Origin of the sequence: Curtobacterium sp. PhB142, assembly GCF_004341255.1 — a bacterium.
Classification (GTDB): Bacteria; Actinomycetota; Actinomycetes; order Actinomycetales; family Microbacteriaceae; genus Curtobacterium.
This window is the reverse complement of record NZ_SLUT01000001.1, coordinates 452,951-470,304: the sequence shown is the minus strand read 5'-3', so window position 1 is coordinate 470,304 and position 17,354 is coordinate 452,951. Positions and strand designations below refer to the sequence as shown.

At 71.2% G+C, this 17,354-nt stretch carries 12 protein-coding genes; 8 read left to right on the top strand and 4 right to left on the bottom strand.

The window, feature by feature from the left end; translation table 11 throughout:
- From EDF31_RS02270 to EDF31_RS02255, 4 genes are read right to left on the bottom strand one after another with little or no spacing between them, the layout of a single operon-like run.
- A complete protein-coding gene (locus EDF31_RS02270) occupies positions 1–1,338 on the bottom strand; it encodes an NAD(P)/FAD-dependent oxidoreductase (RefSeq protein ID WP_131845041.1) in 1,338 nt (445 codons plus the stop codon).
- Positions 1,338–2,702, bottom strand: coding sequence for an FAD-dependent oxidoreductase (locus EDF31_RS02265; RefSeq protein WP_131845040.1), 1,365 nt, complete (start codon positions 2,700–2,702; stop codon positions 1,338–1,340). Before EDF31_RS02265 ends, EDF31_RS02270 begins: the two co-directional genes overlap by 1 nt.
- 2 nt (positions 2,703–2,704) lie before the next feature.
- A complete protein-coding gene (locus EDF31_RS02260; RefSeq protein WP_131845039.1) occupies positions 2,705–4,147 on the bottom strand; it encodes an aspartate aminotransferase family protein in 1,443 nt (480 codons plus the stop codon).
- Positions 4,144–4,614, bottom strand: coding sequence for an Lrp/AsnC family transcriptional regulator (locus EDF31_RS02255; RefSeq protein WP_027466949.1), 471 nt, complete (start codon positions 4,612–4,614; stop codon positions 4,144–4,146). The genes EDF31_RS02260 and EDF31_RS02255 overlap by 4 nt, the downstream gene beginning before the upstream one ends.
- A gap of 145 nt (positions 4,615–4,759) precedes the next feature.
- Here EDF31_RS02255 and EDF31_RS02250 point away from each other — a divergent pair, with 145 nt between their 5' ends.
- From EDF31_RS02250 to EDF31_RS02215, 8 genes are all read left to right on the top strand, one after another.
- Positions 4,760–6,214 carry an aminobutyraldehyde dehydrogenase gene (locus EDF31_RS02250; RefSeq protein WP_131845038.1) on the top strand — a complete coding sequence of 485 codons (1,455 nt, stop codon included), beginning with the start codon at positions 4,760–4,762 and terminating at the stop codon, positions 6,212–6,214.
- Between the two features lie 31 nt (positions 6,215–6,245).
- Entirely contained in the window at positions 6,246–7,433 is a 1,188-nt protein-coding gene (locus EDF31_RS02245) for an ABC transporter ATP-binding protein (protein ID WP_131845037.1), read from the top strand.
- Positions 7,430–8,650, top strand: a complete 1,221-nt coding sequence (locus tag EDF31_RS02240; RefSeq protein WP_207896083.1) for a spermidine/putrescine ABC transporter substrate-binding protein — start codon at positions 7,430–7,432, stop codon at positions 8,648–8,650. Before EDF31_RS02245 ends, EDF31_RS02240 begins: the two co-directional genes overlap by 4 nt.
- Positions 8,647–9,582 (top strand): ABC transporter permease, encoded by a 936-nt coding sequence (locus EDF31_RS02235; protein WP_123339295.1) that lies wholly within the window; start codon positions 8,647–8,649, stop codon positions 9,580–9,582. Before EDF31_RS02240 ends, EDF31_RS02235 begins: the two co-directional genes overlap by 4 nt.
- Positions 9,579–10,439 carry an ABC transporter permease gene (locus EDF31_RS02230; protein ID WP_131845036.1) on the top strand — a complete coding sequence of 287 codons (861 nt, stop codon included), beginning with the start codon at positions 9,579–9,581 and terminating at the stop codon, positions 10,437–10,439. Before EDF31_RS02235 ends, EDF31_RS02230 begins: the two co-directional genes overlap by 4 nt.
- Positions 10,440–11,050: 611 nt before the next feature.
- On the top strand, positions 11,051–13,600 hold the full coding sequence (locus EDF31_RS02225) for a carboxylate--amine ligase/circularly permuted type 2 ATP-grasp protein (RefSeq protein ID WP_131845035.1): 2,550 nt from the start codon (positions 11,051–11,053) through the stop codon (positions 13,598–13,600).
- Positions 13,600–15,384: an N-acetylglutaminylglutamine amidotransferase gene (locus EDF31_RS02220; protein ID WP_131845034.1), complete on the top strand. Its 1,785-nt coding sequence runs from the start codon at positions 13,600–13,602 to the stop codon at positions 15,382–15,384. Before EDF31_RS02225 ends, EDF31_RS02220 begins: the two co-directional genes overlap by 1 nt.
- Positions 15,384–17,330 (top strand): prolyl oligopeptidase family serine peptidase, encoded by a 1,947-nt coding sequence (locus EDF31_RS02215; RefSeq protein WP_131845033.1) that lies wholly within the window; start codon positions 15,384–15,386, stop codon positions 17,328–17,330. Before EDF31_RS02220 ends, EDF31_RS02215 begins: the two co-directional genes overlap by 1 nt.
- Positions 17,331–17,354 lie beyond the last annotated feature (24 nt).

The following is a 17,354-nucleotide window of genomic DNA, read 5'->3' as shown; positions in this document are numbered from 1 at the left end:
TCAGCCGCCGACGGGCGTCGCGAGCACGAGCGGGTCGACCTCGGAGCCGAGCAACCGCCCGGCCGCCCGCAGTCCGGACAGCAGCGCGCCGTGCACGGTCGCCGGGTCGTCTCCCCACGTGGCCTCGCCGGCGAGTTGCACCCGGCCGGACGGCGCTCCGAGCAGGTCGTGGTCGTCCGGTGACGCCCCGACGTGCAGGTACGAGTAGGAGCCGCGTGCGAACGGGTCGTCGGCCCACCGGGTGATCCGGAACGCCTCCGGTTCGGGGACCGACGGGCCGAACATCCGCCGCAGGCCGCCGATGCCCTCTTCCACGATCATGGCGTCCGGCAGGGTCTCGAGGCGCCGGGCCCCGGTCCCGCCGACCAGGGCGGCCAGCACGGGCGCTCCGGTCACGCGGGACATGTCGTACCAGGAGTGCCAGTCGACACCGGCCGACCCCTGCTGGCGGACCACCCAGGACTCGCCCCAGAACCGCTCCGGGAACCGCAGGAACACCTTGTCGTAGACGCCCATCCCGAGGCGGCCCATCGCACCGGTGACCGTCTCGGCGAGCGGTGGGTCGAACGTCACGTCGCCGGCCTGCAGCACCCCGAGCGGGACGGTCACGACGACGTCGTCCGCCGTGACCGACGAACCGTCGGCGAGTCCGACCACGACACCCGTCGCGGACTGCGTCACCGACCGCACGACCGCGGACAGCCGGACGTCGAGCCCCTCGGCCAGGGCGGCGGCGTACTGCGCGTAGCCGCCGGGGAACACCACCTCGTCGCCGGGGACGTGTTCCTCTTCGAGGCCGCGGGCGTCGAGAACGGTCACGGGTGCGCCGCAGAGGTCCTCGGAGCGGTGCGCCGTGTACTCGCGGACCCGCGCGGCCCGGTCGCCCTGCCACTGCAGGGACCGCAGCACCGTGTCGACGGCGGCCGCGTACGTCGAGGGCGGTGGAGCGTGTGCGACGACGGTGTCCAGGGCGGCGTCGACGGTGTGCAGGTCCGCGACGAACGCCGAGGCCGAGGCCTCGGACAGCGGTGCGCCGGAGGGGCCGTGCCACGCGATCGGCCGGCCGTCGAACTGGAAGCTCCCGACGGTGAACTCCACGGTCTCGATGCCGAAGCGGGGCGCCAGGGCCCAGAGCGGGTTGCCGTCGACACCGTGGATCCACGAGGCGCCGAGGTCGACGGGCACGCCGAGCGCGGTGTCGGTCCAGGTGCGGCCGCCGATCCGGTCGCGGGCCTCGAGCACGACGACCCGCTGGCCGTCGAGTGCGAGCGCCCGGGCAGCGGCGAGCCCGGCGACCCCGGCTCCCACGACGACGACGTCGGCATCGAGTGCAGCCATCAGTGGCCTCCTGTCAGGGGTGCCATCAGCCGCGCCGCCAGGCTCGGCCGTCCGGTCAGGGCTTCTTCGCGGTCGGCCAGGTCGGTCGCCACGAGCCCGGCGTTCGCCCCGAGGAACCGGAGCGGCTCGGGCTCCCAGTCGGGCGAGCGGTGGTTCACCCACGGCAGCGCGGTGAGCGGCGACGCGACCCCGCGCACGAGGTCGGCGAGCGTCCGCCCGGCCAGGTTCGTCGTGGAGAGTCCGTCACCGACGTAGCCGCCGGCGGTGCCGACGTGCCCGTCCCAGGTGACGGACGCGCACCAGTCGCGCGGCACCCCGAGCGGGCCGCCCCACGTGTGGGTGATCGGGGCGTCGGCGACGGCGGGGAACAACTCCACCAGGGACTTCCGCAGGTGCTCGAAGACGCGTGGCACTCGGTCGTACCCGGGGGTGATCGCGGACCCCCAGTGGTACCGGGCTCCGCGTCCGCCGAACGCCAGTCGGTCGTCTGCCGTGCGCTGCCCGTACACGAGCAGGTGCCGGTAGTCGGAGAACGTCTGCCCGTGCTCCAGGCCGATGCGGTCCCACGCCGCCGCGGGCAGCGGAGCGGTCGCGATCATGAGCGAGTAGAGCGGCAGGATCCGCCGCTTCGTCTGTTCGAGCTGTGCGCCGTACCCCTCGACCGCGATGACGACCGCGCCGGCCGTGACGGTCCCCCGCGACGTGACCACACGCCCGTGGTCCCACGACGAGGCGGGCGTGTGCTCCGCGATCCGGACGCCCCGGGCCTCCAGGGCGGCCGCCAGGCCACGCACCAGTGCAGCGGGCTGGACCCGCGCGCAGTCCGGGGTCCACGCGACCCCCGCCGATCCGGCGGCATCGCCGGGCCGAGCCGGGCGCCAGGTCATGGCGTCGCCCCACTCGGCCGACGAGGCGACCTCGTCGTGCGCCGCGCGTTCCTGCACGGCGGACCGCGCGTAGAGGACGGTGCCGCCCTTCACGTAGTCGCAGTCGACCCCGGCTTCGGACGCTGCGCGCCCGACCTCGTCGACGGTGTCGCGCATCGCTGCGCGCAGCGCGAGTGCTGCGTCGCGGCCGTGCTCGCGCGCGACGGACTCCGCGGAGCGCGGGAACAAGGCCGAGCACCAGCCCCCGTTGCGACCGGAGGCGCCGAACCCGGCGATCTCGCGTTCCAGGACGACGATCTGGAGGCCCGGGTCGGCCTGGAGCAGGTACCAGGCGGTCCAGAGACCCGTCAGTCCACCGCCGACGATCGCGACGTCCGCGGTCGTGTCGCCGTCGAGCGGCGGCCGGGGCGCCAGGTCGTCGCGTCCGGTGGACGCGAGCTGGTCGAGCCAGAACGAGACGCCCCGGTAGCCGCTCACGGTCAGATCTTCGACGAGGCCTCGGACAGGACGCTCCGCAGGATCGACGTGATCTCGCGGAACTCCGGCTGCCCGATGGTCAGCGGCGGAGCGAGCTGCACGACCGGGTCGCCGCGGTCGTCGGCCCGGCAGTACAGCCCGGCGTCGAACAGCGCCTTCGACAGGAACCCGCGCAGCAGCCGCTCCGACTCGTCGTCGTCGAAGGTCGTCTTGGTGGCCTTGTCCTTGACGAGCTCGATGCCGTAGAAGTAGCCGTCACCGCGGACGTCCCCGACGATCGGCAGGTCCTTCAGGGTGTCGAGCTCGGCCTTGAACAGCGGCGCGTTCTGCCGCACGTTCGCGAGCAGGCCCTCTTCCTCGAAGATGTCGAGGTTCTCCATCGCGACGGCGGCCGACACCGGGTGCCCGCCGAACGTGTACCCGTGGTAGAAGGTCGTGTCGCCCTTGGAGAACGGCTCGAAGAGCTTGTCGCTGATGATGGTCGCGCCGATGGGGGAGTAGCCCGAGGTCATCGCCTTCGCGCACGTGATCATGTCCGGCACGAAGTCGTAGGTGTCGCAGGCGAACATGGTGCCGATCCGGCCGAAGGCGCAGATCACCTCGTCGGAGACGAGCAGGACGTCGTACTCGTCACAGATCTCGCGCACCCGCTGGAAGTACCCGGGCGGCGGGGTGAAGCAGCCGCCGGAGTTCTGCACCGGCTCGAGGAACACCGCCGCGACGGTGTCGGGGCCCTCGAACTCGATCATCTCGCGGATGCGTTCGGCCGCCCAGAAGCCGAACTGCTCCTCGGTGCCGCCCGGGAAGCCCATCTCCTCGGCGCGGTAGTAGTTCGTGTTCGGCACCCGGAAGCCACCGGGCGTCAGGGGCTCGAACATCTGCTTCATCGCCGGGATGCCGGTGATCGCCAGGGCACCCTGCGGGGTGCCGTGGTAGGCGACCGCGCGCGAGATGACCTTGTGCTTCATCGGCTTGCCCTGGAGCTTCCAGTAGTACTTCGCGAGCTTGAAGGCGGTCTCCACCGCCTCGCCGCCGCCCGTCGAGTAGAAGACCTTGTTGAGGTCACCGGGGGCGTGCTCAGCCAGGCGGTCGGCGAGCTCGATGGCCGCCGGGTGCGCGTAGGACCAGATCGGGAAGAAGCTCAGCGTCTCCGCCTGCTTCGCGGCCATCTCGGCCAGGCGCTTCCGCCCGTGGCCGGCGGCGACGACGAACAGGCCGGAGAGCCCGTCGATGTAGCCCTTGCCGTGGCTGTCGTAGACGTGGTGGCCCTCGCCGCGCACCATGATCGGCACGTCGGCACCGGCCTGGTTCGCACCGTGCCGGGCGAAGTGCATCCACAGGTGGTCCCGGGACTTCCGCTGCAGGTCGGCGTCGCCGACCGGGGCGAACGGGTCGTAGGAGTGGAGCCGCGTGGGCTGTCCGGTCGTCTGGTCTGAGATGGTCATCGCGTTCCCCAGTCGTAGAGCTGTTTGCGGAGTTGCAGGTAGACGAAGGTCTCGGTGCCGGCGACGCCCGGGATGGCCCGGATCGTGCCGTTGAGCAGTTCGATCAGGTCGTCGTCGTCCTCGCAGACGACCTCGACCATCAGGTCGAAGCTGCCGGCGGTCATGACGAGGTAGTCGACCGCCGGCAGCTGTTCGAGGGCATCGGCGACTGTTCGGGTGTCACCGCTGACCCGGATGCCGATCATCGCCTGCCGGTGGAAGCCGAGCTGCATCGGGTCGGTGACCGCGACGATCTGCATGACGCCGGTCTCGGTGAGCTTCTGGACGCGCTGCCGGACCGCCGCCTCGCTGAGACCGACGGCCTTGCCGATCTCGCCGTACGGACGGCGGCCGTCCGCCTGGAGTTGTTCGATGATCCGCTTCGAGGTGTCGTCGATCGGTCCCGGACGTCGTGGTGCTGCCGCCATGCCGGACAGCATGGCAGCGAGGCTCGGAGCGCGCAAGGGATTCCGTTGTGAACACCGTGTTTCGCGACGATTTCCGTTGTTACGGTTCTCCACAACCTCCGAATCCGTCTTCCGAACCGCCGGAATCCGTGTCAGGATCACCGCCATGCTGGACACGACGGAAACGGTGACCACGACGCACGAGGTGCGCAACTTCGTCGGTGGGTCGTTCGTCGAGTCGGGCGCGGACACCCGGTTCGACCTGGTCGACCCCACCACCGAGCAGGTCTACGGCACGTCCCCCGTGTCCACGGCCGCCGACGTCGACGCCGCGTTCACGAGCGCGAGCACCGCCTTCGCGACCTGGCGCCGCACGACCCCCGGCGAACGGCAGCTCGCGCTGTTCCGGATCGCGGACGCCATGGAGCAGCGGGCATCGGAGTTCGCCGACCTCGAGTCCCTCGACACCGGCAAGCCCCGGGCCACCCTGGTCGAGGACGAGATCCTGCTGTCCGTCGACCAGATCCGCTTCTTCGCCGGAGCCGCCCGCAACCTCGAGGGCCGCAGCGCCGGCGAGTACATGGCCGACCACACCTCGTTCGTCCGGCGCGAGCCCATCGGCGTCGTCGCCCAGGTCACCCCGTGGAACTACCCGCTCAACATGGCGGTGTGGAAGTTCGCCCCGGCGCTCGCCGCGGGGAACACCACCGTGCTCAAGCCGAGCGACACCACCCCGCTCTCCACCCTGCTGCTCGCCGAGGTCGCCGCCGAGTTCCTGCCGCCCGGCGTGCTCAACGTAGTCGTCGGCGACCGCACCACCGGCGCCGCGATGATCGACCACCCCACCCCGCAGCTCGTGTCCATCACCGGGTCCGTCCGCGCCGGCACGGAGGTCGCCCGCGCCGCCGCCGGCGACCTGAAGCGCACCCACCTCGAGCTCGGCGGCAAGGCCCCGGTGATCGTGTTCGACGACGCCGACATCCCGTCCGCCGTCGCCGGCATCGTCGCCGCCGGGTTCTTCAACGCCGGGCAGGACTGCACCGCCGCCACCCGGGTGCTCGTGCAGGACGGCATCCACGACGAGTTCGTGGCGGCGCTCGCCGCCTCGGCACGTGCGACCGCGACCACCGGCGCCGACACGGCCACCCCGTACTTCGGCCCGGTGAACAACGCGAACCAGCTCGCCCAGGTCCGGTCCTTCGTCGACACCCTCCCCGACCACGCCACGATCGAGCTCGGCGGCGGGCGGCAGGGCGACGTCGGCTACTTCCACCAGGCCACGATCGTGTCCGGCCTGCGCCAGACCGACCGCATCGTGCAGCAGGAGGTCTTCGGCCCCGTGCAGACCGTGCAGCGCTTCACGACCGAGGACGACGCACTGCGCGCCGCGAACGACGTCGAGTACGGGCTCGCGAGCTCGGTGTGGACGACCGACCACTCGCGGGCGATGCGCTTCGCCCGTGACCTGGACTTCGGGTGCGTGTGGATCAACACCCACATCCCGATCGTCGCCGAGATGCCGCACGGCGGCTTCAAGCACTCCGGCTACGGCAAGGACCTGTCCCAGTACGGGTTCGACGACTACACCCGCATCAAGCACGTCATGTCCTACATCGGCTGACCCCGATCCTTCCGAAGCAGCAGGAGGCACCATGGCAATGACCGGCACGTTCGCCGAATCCGGAGCCGATCTCCGACTCGAGCAGATCACCAAGTCGTTCCCCGGCCACACCGCCGTCGACGCGCTGGATCTGACGGTGCCGGCCGGCTCGTTCTTCGCCCTGCTCGGCCCCTCCGGCTGCGGCAAGACCACGACCCTGCGACTGGTCGCCGGGCTCGAGGAGCCCACGAGCGGCACCATCACGATCGGCGGCGAGGACGTCACCGACACGAAGCCCTACCAGCGGCCCGTCAACACGGTGTTCCAGAACTACGCGCTGTTCCCGCACATGAGCGTGCTCGACAACGTCGCGTTCGGCCTGAAGCGGCGACGGATCCCGGACCCGATGACGAAGGCGCGCGAGGCCCTGCACCTGGTCGAGCTCGACGCCTCGGCCGACAAGCGCCCCGCTTCCCTGTCCGGCGGCATGCAGCAACGCGTCGCCCTGGCCCGCGCGATCGTGAACCGGCCGGCCCTGCTCCTGCTCGACGAGCCCCTCGGCGCGCTGGACCTGAAGCTCCGGCACCAGATGCAGCTCGAACTCAAGACGATCCAGGCCGAGGTCGGGCTCACCTTCCTGCACGTCACCCACGACCAGGAAGAAGCGATGACGATGGCCGACACGGTCGCCGTCATGAACGGCGGCCGGATCGAGCAGATGGGCAGCCCCCAGGACCTGTACGAGCTGCCCCGGACCGCGTTCGTCGCGAACTTCCTCGGCCAGTCGAACCTGCTCGAGGGCGAGGTCCGCGGCACCGACGGCCCGCTGCTCGTGGTCGCGACCCCGGCGGGCACCATCGCCGTCCCGGCCGACCGCGCCGTCCGGACCACGGGCAGCGTCGTCGTGGGGGTCCGCCCCGAGAAGCTCAAGATCCGCACCTCGGAGCCCACCCCCGAAGCCGGCCGCAACATCCTCGGCCCCGGCCGCGTGGTCGACGTCTCGTTCTCCGGAGTCAGCACGCAGTACCTGGTGGACGTCCCCGGAGCCGGCCGCGTCTCCGTCTTCGCGCAGAACTCGAAGGGTGGACCGCGGATCGCCACCGGCACCGAGGTCTGGCTCACGTGGGGCGTCGACCACGGTTTCGGCCTGGAGGCGCACCCCGCGTCCGACCAGACCGTCACCACCCACGCGGCCACGGGCCTCCAGTCCGCACCCGCCACGGCAGGATCGCTCGCGTGACCGGCGGGGGACCCGGCCCGGACCTGCTGCGCGGACTGACGTCCGCGCGCGTCAGCCGACGCGGCCTGCTCGCCGGCGGAGGAGCCGCCGCGCTCGCGGCGCTGCTCACGGGGTGCAGCATCAAGGGCTCAGCCGCCTCCGGCGCCGAGAACGCCGTCGACTGGACCGCGTTCTGGAAGGACGCCACGGCGACGAAGCAGCTGAACTTCGCGAACTGGCCGCTCTACATCGACTCCGACCACGGAAAGTCCGAGTCGCTCGCGCTGTTCCAGAAGGCCACCGGCATCAGCGTCGACTACCAGGCGGTGATCCAGGACAACGCGACGTTCTACGCGACCGTCTCGCCGATCCTGCGGGCGCAGGGTGCCACCGGCTACGACCTGGTCGTGATGACCAACGGGTTCGAGCTGACCCAGATGATCAAGAACGGCTTCGTGTGCGAGCTCGACCACTCGCGGCTGCCGAACTTCGCGGCGAACGCGGGTGACTCGGTGAAGGACCCGACGTACGACCCCGGCAACAAGCACTCCGTCGTCTGGCAGACCGGGTTCACCGGGATCGCCTACAACCCGAAGTACATCGACCGCGAGATCACGTCGTTCCAGGACCTGCTCGACCCGGCGTTCGCGGGCCGCGTCGGGCTGATGAGCGACAACACCGAGCTCGGTTCCCTCGGGCTGCTCGCGAACGGCATCGCCCCGGAGACGTCCACCCCGGCGGACTGGCGGAAAGCGCAGGCGTGGTTGCGGAAACTGCGCCCGAGCGTGACCGGCTTCTACGACCAGAGCTACATCAACAAGCTCGAGAACGGCGACACCTGGATCACCCAGGCGTGGTCCGGCGACGTCTTCCAGGCGCAGCAGTCCGGGTTCGAGGACCTGAAGTTCGTCACGCCGGAGGAGGGCCAGATGATGTGGCACGACAACCTCATGATCCCCCGGCAGGCAGCGAACCCGGTGGCCGCCCTCGAGTGGATGGACTTCTACTACACGCCGAAGATCGCCGGCATCGTCGAGGACTGGGTCAACTACGTCTGCCCGGTCCCCAGCGCCGAGGCCTACGTCCGCGACGAGCTCGACGACGCGACGGTGGCGGACAGCCCGCTGGTGTTCCCGGACTCCGACGTGCTGGACCGGTCGCACGAGTTCCGGGTGTTCGAGAACTACGACGAGTACTCGGAGTGGAACGGCATCTTCAACGCGGTGGTGCAGTCGTGACGGCCGTCGGGGTCGCCGGCCCGGGTGCCGCACCGACACCGGGTGCTGGTCCGGCACCGGTCCGTCGGGGACGCCGTCGCAGCACGCCCTTCCTGCTCGCGCTCGTGGGGACCGCGTACCTCTGCGTGTTCTTCGTCATCCCGCTCGTGTCGGGGCTCATCGTCTCGCTCATGTCGGGCAACCCGGACGACGGGTACACCTTCACGTGGAACTGGGGGATCTACGGCTCGCTGTTCATCGACCCGCAGGTGCCCTACCTGACGTTCCTGCTCCGGTCCCTCTGGTACGGCGCCGCCGCCACGGTCGTGACCATCATCGTCGGCTACCCGGTGGCGTACTTCATCGCGTTCCGGGTCTCGCCGCGGTGGAAGAACCCGCTGCTCATGCTCGTGTTCGTGAGCTTCCTGGTGTCGTTCATCATCCGCACCGACATGTGGGCGTTCGTGCTCGCGTCGCAGGGTCCGGTCGTCACCTTCCTGCAGGCGATCGGCCTGGCCGGCAAGGACTTCCACATCCTCGGTACCGGCGGCGCGGTGATCTTCGGCGACGCCTACAACGACCTGGCGTTCATGGTGCTGCCGATCTACGCCGCGCTCGAACGCATCGACCCGCGACTCGGCGAGGCCGCCAACGACCTGTACGCCGGCAAGTTCCGGGCGTTCTGGCACACCACCCTGCCGCTGTCCCGCTCGGGCATCTTCGCCGGCGTCCTGCTCGTGTTCATCGACAGCGTCGGCGACCCGGTGAACTCGGCGCTGCTCGGCGGCACGAACACGTACACGATCGGCCAGGCGATCCAGGACGCCTACTCCGGCAACCAGCAGTACAACGTCGCCGCGGCACTGTCGACCGTGCTCATGGTCGTGCTCGGCATCATCCTGTTCATCTACGCCCGCGTCTCCGGCACCGACGACCTCGAGGACCTCGTATGACCGCCGTCGCACCGACTCGTCCGTCCACCGCGACCGCCTCGTCGCCCGTCGTCCACCGCCACGGCGTGAACCGTCGCGGGCCCTGGCTCGCGATCGTCTACTGGGTCACCATCGCGATCACGCTCGTCCCGATCGTCTACATGATCGTGTACTCGTTCAACGACGCCCCGACGAACCGGCTGTCGTTCGCGTGGAACGGTTTCACGACGTACTGGTACGCGAACCTGGTCAACGTGTCCGGGCTCGGAGCCGCGTTCGTCACCTCGGTCGTCGTCGCGTTCCTGGCCGCGATCATCTCGGTCGCGATCGGGCTGCCGCTGGCCCTGGCGCTCGAGCGGTACCGGTTCCCCGGCCGCGGTGCTGTGAACGCCGTGGTGTTCGCGGACATCGCGGCGCCGTCCATCGTGGTCGGCTCGGCGTCGCTGTCGTTCTTCCTGTCCGTGGGGCTCGGCACCGGGTTCCTGACCGTGCTCATCACCCACGTGGCGTTCGACGTCGCGTACGTCGTGGTGGTGCTCCGCGCCCGGATCTCCGGCACGTCGCGGGTGCTCGAAGAGGCAGCGAGCGACCTCGGGGCGACGCCGCTCCAGGCCTTCCGGCTCGTGACGCTGCCGTTGCTCGCGCCGGGCATGCTCGCGGCCGGGCTGCTCGCGCTCGCGATGTCGATCGACGACTACGTCATCACCTCGTTCGTCGCCGGGCCCGCGGTGACGTTCCCGCTGTTCGTTTACGGCGCCGCGAAGGCCGGGATGCCGCCGCAGGTGCTGTGCTTCGGGACGCTCGTGTTCGCGGTGGGGCTGCTCGTGGCGCTGCTGAACGGTGCGCTGAACCGGCGCCTGGCCCGGACGCGCGGGTAGGCGCCGCACGCACGGTGCGAGGTGCGTGGCCTGGTGCGAGGTTCCGTACTCCGTGCGAGCCCGCGCGCCTCGCACCGAGCACGGAACCTCGCACGGGGTGACGAAGCGTGCACGGTGCGGGCGGGAGGCGCGTGGCGGGCTGGCGCCGTGCCTCCCGTCCGGCGGGTGGTGTGCGTCCACAGCACGGTGCGGCTTTCGCGGGCTGGTGCGGGGTTGCGCGCGTGGTGCGCGCTTGTAACCGGGCACGGTGCGTGGAACCTCGCACGGGGTGGCGAGGTGCGCACGGTGCGGGCGGGAGGCGCGAGGCGGGCTGGCGTCGTGCCTCCCGTCCGAGCGTGTGGTGCGTCCACAGCACGGTGCGGCTTTCGCGGACCGGTGCGCGATCCGCGCGGGTCGCACGGTGCGAGGTGAGTGAGCTGGTGCGAGGTTGCGCGCGTGGTGCGCGCTTGTAACCGGGCACGGAGCGTGGAACCTCGCACGGGGCGGTGACGGGCGCACGGTGCGGCCGGGAGGCGCAGCGCTCGTGACGCTCGATTGACGGGCGTGTTACGGGCGCGAGTCGGGCGGTGTGCCGCGGCGCACGCCACAGCGGCCGCGCGTAGGTTCCAGCCATGAGTGCAGAGCTGACGCTCGGCGCCGAGGAAGAGCTGCACCTCATCGACCTCGAGTCCGGCCGACTTTCCGCGAAGGCCCCGCGCCTTCTGCCCAAGCTGCCCGCCGACCGCTTCGGCGCGGAACTGCAGCGCACGACCATCGAGACGAACACCCCCGTGGTGCGTACCCTCGACGACCTGCGGCGGGTGATCGTCGACCTGCGCCGTGAGCTCAGCGCCGCGATCGCGCCGGCGGGGGTGACCATCGCGTCGGTGGGTACGGCGCCGCGGTCCGAGTACGCCGACTTCGAACTGACCAGCGGCGGACGCTACGGCCGGATGCAGGAGCAGTACCGGATGCTCGTCGACGAGCAGCTCATCTGCGGCCTGCAGGTGCACGTCGGTGTGAGCGACCGCGACCTGGCGGTGCAGATCGCCCAACGGGTCGCGCCGGTGCTGCCGGTGCTGCTGGCCCTGAGCGCATCGAGTCCGTTCTGGAACGGGCAGGACACCGGGTACTCGTCGTTCCGCAGCATCATCTGGCAGCGGTGGCCGTCGGCCGGCAGCTTCGGACGGGTGTCGAACGCGGCGGAGTACGACAAGGTGCTCGACGACCTGATCGCGTCGGGGGTGATCGCCGACAAGAAGATGGCGTACTTCGACGTGCGGCCGTCGTCGCACGCTCCGACGCTCGAACTCCGGGTCTGCGACGCCACCCCGATCGTCGACGACGCGGTGCTCATCGCCGGGTTGTTCCGGGCCGCGGTGCGGAAGGCCGAGATCGCCGTCGAGTCCGGCGCCGAGTGGCACCCCCGCAGCGAACCCCTGCACCGTGCAGCGATGTGGCAGGCGGCGCGCACGGGGCTGAGCGGCGAACTGCTCGGCCTCGGGCAGCACCCGGACCGCCTGCCCGCCGAGGTCGCCGTCCGGCAACTGGTGTCCCGCCTGCGCCCGGAACTCGAGGAGCTCGGCGACTGGGGCACCGTCACGGACCTGCTCGAGGACACCCTGGCCCGCGGCAACTCCACCGATCGACAGCGCACCGCGTACGCCGAGCGCGGGGAGCTCGACGACGTCGTGACCCTGGTGGTCGAGGACACGGCCGGCACCCCGTCGGGGCGCGACGAGGGACCGGCGGTCGCGGTCCCCGGGTACCGCGTGCGCGCCGGCGACGAAGCGGTCGGCCCCGGTGCCCGCCCCCGTCCGGCGTTCCGCGACCTGGCGACGTACTTCACCGCCTGGGACGCCGACACCACGAACGAGCACTGTGCCGCGCGCGACGCCTGGACCCGCGAGCACGAGGTCGGCTTCGTCGTGGACGGCGGCGTGCAGGCGTTCGGGTGCGACCTGGTGCCGCGGACGATCAGCGCGTACGAGTGGTCGCAGCTGGAGCGCGGCCTCGGGCAGCGCGCACGGGCGATCGAGCTGTTCCTGCGCGACGTGTACGGCGAGCGGCGGATCGTGGCCGACGGGGTCATGGACGAGCACCAGTTCGTCGGGGCGAACGGCTGGGACCCCGACGCCTCGCGCCTGCCCGGTCACGCGGTGCGGGCACCCGTGCTCGGCTTCGACCTGGTGCGGAACGAGTTCGGCGGTTGGCGGGTGCTCGAGGACAACGTGCGCTCACCCTCGGGTGTGGCGTACGGCATCGCCCTCCGCGAGCTCATGGACGACGTCGTGCCCGACGCGCCCCGTCCGGCGCTGTTGCGGGACCCGCACGGCGTGACCGACCGGCTGCGCGAGACCCTGCGCACCAACGCGACCGCGGTGACCGGCAACCCGGACCCGGTGCTCGCACTCGTCAGCGACGGCCCCGCCGCCGGCGCGTGGTTCGAGCACCGCAGGCTGGCCGACGGAGCCGGGCTGCGCCTCCTGGCCGGGTCCGACCTGGACGTCCGTGACGGACGCGTGGTCGACGCGACGACCGGCGACGTGCTCGACGGGCTGTACCTGCGGATCGACCGCGACGTGCGGGCCCTGACCGCGGACCACGCGCCGGAGCTGGGCGCCCGCGTCCTCGACGTCGCCGAGGCCGGACACGTCCACCTGTCGAACGCTCCGGGCAACGCCCTGGTCGACGACAAGGCGATGTACGTCAACGTGCCGGACCTGATCTGGTACTACCTGGACGAGAAGCCGCTGCTCGAGTCGGTGCCGACGTACCGCACGAGCATCGAGGGCGAACGCCTGTCGGTCCTCGACCGGGTCGGCGAACTCGTGACGAAGCCGGTCGACGGCGAAGGCGGACGCGGGGTCCTGATCGGGCCGAGCGCGAGCGCCCCGGAGGTCGCCGAGCGACGGCGCGAGATCGCCGCGGACCCTGCTGGTTGGGTCGGGCAGGAAGTGGTGCAGCTGTCGTCGCACCCGACCATCGGACCGGCGGGCCTCGACCCACGGCACGTCGACCTGCGCGCGTTCGTCTACCTGACCGGCACCGGAGCGGACGACGCGCACCTGGCCGACGTCGCGCTGACCCGGGTCGCGCCCGAGGGCAGCATGGTCGTGAACTCGTCGCGCGGCGGCGGCGCCAAGGACACGTGGATCATCGGGACGACAGGGGAACGCTGATGTGTGGACTCGCGGGTGAGATCCGGTTCGACGGCACGGCCACGGACGTCGGAGCAGTGGCGCGGATGACCGGGTGCATGGTGCACCGCGGCCCCGACGGTGACGGGCTGTGGGCACGCGGACCGGTCGCGCTCGGGCACCGACGGCTGTCGATCGTCGACCTGTCCACCGCCGGTGCGCAGCCGATGGTGCTGCCCCGGGCCGGACTGACGATCGCCTACAACGGCATGGTCTACAACTACGAGCAGCTGCGTGACGAGCTGCGGGGCAAGGGTCACGAATTCTTCTCGACGTCGGACACCGAGGTCATCGCCGTCGCCTACGCCGAGTGGGGCACGGCCTTCGTCGAGCACCTGATCGGCATGTTCGCCATAGTGATCTGGGAGCACGCCAGCGGCCGACTCGTCCTCGCGCGGGACCGGCTCGGCATCAAGCCGTTGTACGTGGCACAGGTACCTGGCGGGCTCCGCTTCGCGTCGTCCCTGCCCGCGGTGCTGGCCGGCGGCGGCATCGACACGTCCATCGACCCCGTCGCCTTCGCGTCCTACATGAGCTTCCACTCGATCGTGCCGGCACCCCGCACGATCCTGTCCGGTGTCGGCAAGCTCCCGCCCGCCACCGTCCGGGTGATCGAGCGCGACGGTACGTCCCGCGACACCGTCTACTGGGAGCCGCGGTTCGAACGCGACCCCGCCAGGGCCGACTGGACCGACCAGGACTGGGAGCAGGCGTTCATCGGCTCGCTCCGCACCGCCGTCGAACGCCGCATGGTGGCCGACGTCCCCGTCGGCGTGCTGCTGTCCGGCGGCATCGACTCGTCCCTGGTCGTCGGGCTGCTCGCCGAGGCCGGGCAGCAGGACCTCGCCACGTTCAGCATCGGCTTCGAGGCGGCGGGCGGTGAGTCCGGCGACGAGTTCGAGTACTCTGACCAGGTCGCGGAGCACTTCGGGACCGACCACCACCGCATCCACATCCCCTCGACGCGCCTGCTCGACGGCATCGACGGTGCGGTCGCCGCCATGAGCGAGCCGATGGTCAGCCACGACTGCGTCGCGTTCTACCTGCTGTCGCAGGAGGTCTCGCAGCACGTCAAGGTGGTGCAGTCCGGCCAGGGCGCCGACGAAGTGCTCGCCGGCTACGACTGGTACCCGCCGCTCGCCGACGTGCCCCGCGACCAGGCCGCCGAGGCGTACCGCTCCGTGTTCATGGACCGCCGCTGGCCGGTGCTGCAGGGCCTGCTCGGGGAGCGGTGGAAGAGCGACGACGACACCCCGTCGGCGTTCGTGGACGCTGCGTTCGCGGTTCCGGGCGCGGAGACGAGCGTCGACGCTGCGCTCCGCAGCGACACGATGACGATGCTCGTCGACGACCCCGTCAAGCGCGTCGACAACATGACGATGGCGTGGGGGCTCGAGGCCCGCGTGCCGTTCCTGGACCACGAGTTCGTCGAGCTCGCCGGTGCGATCCCACCCGCGCTCAAGCTGTCGGACGGCGGCAAGGGCGTCATGAAGCGAGCGTCGCGCGGCATCGTCCCCGACAGCGTCATCGACCGCAGCAAGGGGTCGTTCCCGGTGCCCGCGATCCGCCAGCTCGAGGGCCCGTACCTGGAGCGCGTCCGTGACGCGCTGCACGCACCCGAGGCGCGGGAGCGCGGGCTCTTCGACCCGGGTACGGTCGAGCGGATGCTCCAGGACCCGAACAGCACGCGGACCGAGATCGGCGCGAACGCGCTCTGGCAGCTCGGCCTGATCGAGATGTGGTTGCAGCAGCAGGGGGTGCGTTGATGCAGCCGGGAGGCGCGGCGAGCGTCGCGTCGTCGGCGGACGTCCGTCCCTCGGGCACGACCAGGGCCGCGGCCGACCTGGGTGAGCGGCTCGCCGCCGCCTGGGGGTCGTGGGGCCCCACCATGACCCGGAACGCCCGGCGCGTGGCGTTCGTGTCCGACCGGCACGGCACCCCCGAGGTGTTCGTGCAGGACGTCGTCGTCGACGGCGAGCTGCCCGAACCGATGCGGATCGCGCTGTCCGACGACCCCGTGACCCGGGTGTCGTGGTCGTCCGACGGGGAGTGGCTCGCCGTGGCGATCGCGACCGACGGCGGCGTGAAGCAGCAGGTCTGGGTGGTCCGGCCGGACGGCACCGACGCCGCGCAGATCGCCGGTTCGCGCTACCAGCACGCCGAACTCGGCCCGTGGAGCCGCAGTGGTCACCGGGTCGTCATCACGCTGCCCTCGACCGAGGCCGAGCAGCCGGCCCGTTCGTACTTGGTCGACCCGGTGTCTGGCGACCGCGACGACCTGGCCGTCGGCGAACTCATCCACATCCTCGACCTGTCGGTGGAGGAACGGCTCGTCGTGCTGAGCGACGGGCAGCGCGGCCAGGAGTTCGTCGTCGTGGTCGACCGGTTGACCGACGAGAGCCACGCCCTGTTCGCCGACGACCCCGACGGGTCCGCCGAGATCGCGTTCCTGCGGCCCTCGCCCGCGAGCGAGACCAGCCCCCTCGTCGCCTACGTCGCCACCGAGGCCGGACTGCCCCGCCGCGGACTCGTCGCCCAGCCGGTCGGCCCCCACGGCTGGCGCGGTACGCCCCGACGGATCATCGAGCGCGCCGACGCCGAACTCGAGTACCTCGACGCCGACGACGCCGGCCGCACGCTGCTGCTCGTCTGGAACGTCGACGGGCGCAGCGAACTCGACCTCATCAACACCCACGACGCCTCGCGCACCCCGGTGCCGGACCTGCCCGGGTACGTCGTCACCGACCCGGTGCTGAGCCGTGACGGCCGGAGCGTGCTGCTCGCCGTCGAGGGACCGACCCGACCGCGAGAACTCTGGCGGCTCGACACGAACGCGCTCACCTGGAGCCGGGTCACCGACGTCCCCGCGCTGCCGGACGTGCAGCTGGTCGAGCCGACGCTCGAGCGGTTCGCCGCCCGTGACGGACTGGAGCTGACCGGCTGGCTGTACCGGGCGGTGGAGCCAGCCACGTCGTCAGCCGTCGGCACTCGTGCTGCTGCTGCCGTGCCTCCCGGCCCGCGCGCAGCGCTCGTCCACCTGCACGGCGGACCGGAGTCGCAGGAGCGACCCACGTTCTCACCGCAGCACCAGGCGCTCGCCGCAGCGGGCGTGACCGTCCTCGCCCCGAACATCCGCGGTTCGTCCGGGTACGGCCACGAGTTCGTGCACGCCGACGACCTGGCCCTGCGCTGGAACGCGCTCGCCGACGTCGTGGACTGCGCACGGTTCCTGGTGTCGAACGGGTACGCCGACCGCTCCCGGGTGGCCGTCGAGGGCCGCTCCTACGGCGGGTACGCGACCCTCGCATCCCTGGCGTTCACGCCCGACGTGTTCGCAGCAGGTGTCGCCGTGTGCGGGATGAGCGACTTCGCCACGTTCTACCGGGACACCGAACCGTGGATCGCCTCTGCCGCTGCGACGAAGTACGGGCACCCCGTCGACGACGAAGCGCTGCTCGCGGCCCTGTCGCCGATGCGGGCGATCGACGACGTCACGGCGCCGTTGCTCGTCGCGCACGGTGAGCTCGACACGAACGTCCCCATCGGCGAGGCGCACCAGGTGGTCGCGGCGCTGCGGGAGCGGGCGCACGACGTCGAGTACCTGGAGCTCGCGGGTGAGGGGCACGAGTACCGACGGGCGTCGTCGCGGGCGCTGCTGGTGCGGCGGATGGTGGAGTTCGTCGACCGAGCGCTGCGTCATCCTCAGGGCTGACGTCGGGACTACTGATATTCGGTA

Bases quoted from the DNA above. Each gene is read 5' to 3' on its own strand.
- EDF31_RS02230 (WP_131845036.1), top strand. From the start codon at position 9,579: ATGACCGCCGTCGCACCGACTCGTCCGTCCACCGCGACCGCCTCGTCG.
- EDF31_RS02220 (WP_131845034.1), top strand. From the start codon at position 13,600: ATGTGTGGACTCGCGGGTGAGATCCGGTTCGACGGCACGGCCACGGAC.
- EDF31_RS02245 (WP_131845037.1), top strand. From the start codon at position 6,246: ATGGCAATGACCGGCACGTTCGCCGAATCCGGAGCCGATCTCCGACTC.
- EDF31_RS02215 (WP_131845033.1), top strand. From the start codon at position 15,384: ATGCAGCCGGGAGGCGCGGCGAGCGTCGCGTCGTCGGCGGACGTCCGT.
- EDF31_RS02255 (WP_027466949.1), bottom strand. From the start codon at position 4,614: ATGGCGGCAGCACCACGACGTCCGGGACCGATCGACGACACCTCGAAG.
- EDF31_RS02225 (WP_131845035.1), top strand. From the start codon at position 11,051: ATGAGTGCAGAGCTGACGCTCGGCGCCGAGGAAGAGCTGCACCTCATC.
- EDF31_RS02270 (WP_131845041.1), bottom strand. From the start codon at position 1,338: ATGGCTGCACTCGATGCCGACGTCGTCGTCGTGGGAGCCGGGGTCGCC.
- EDF31_RS02250 (WP_131845038.1), top strand. From the start codon at position 4,760: ATGCTGGACACGACGGAAACGGTGACCACGACGCACGAGGTGCGCAAC.
- EDF31_RS02260 (WP_131845039.1), bottom strand. From the start codon at position 4,147: ATGACCATCTCAGACCAGACGACCGGACAGCCCACGCGGCTCCACTCC.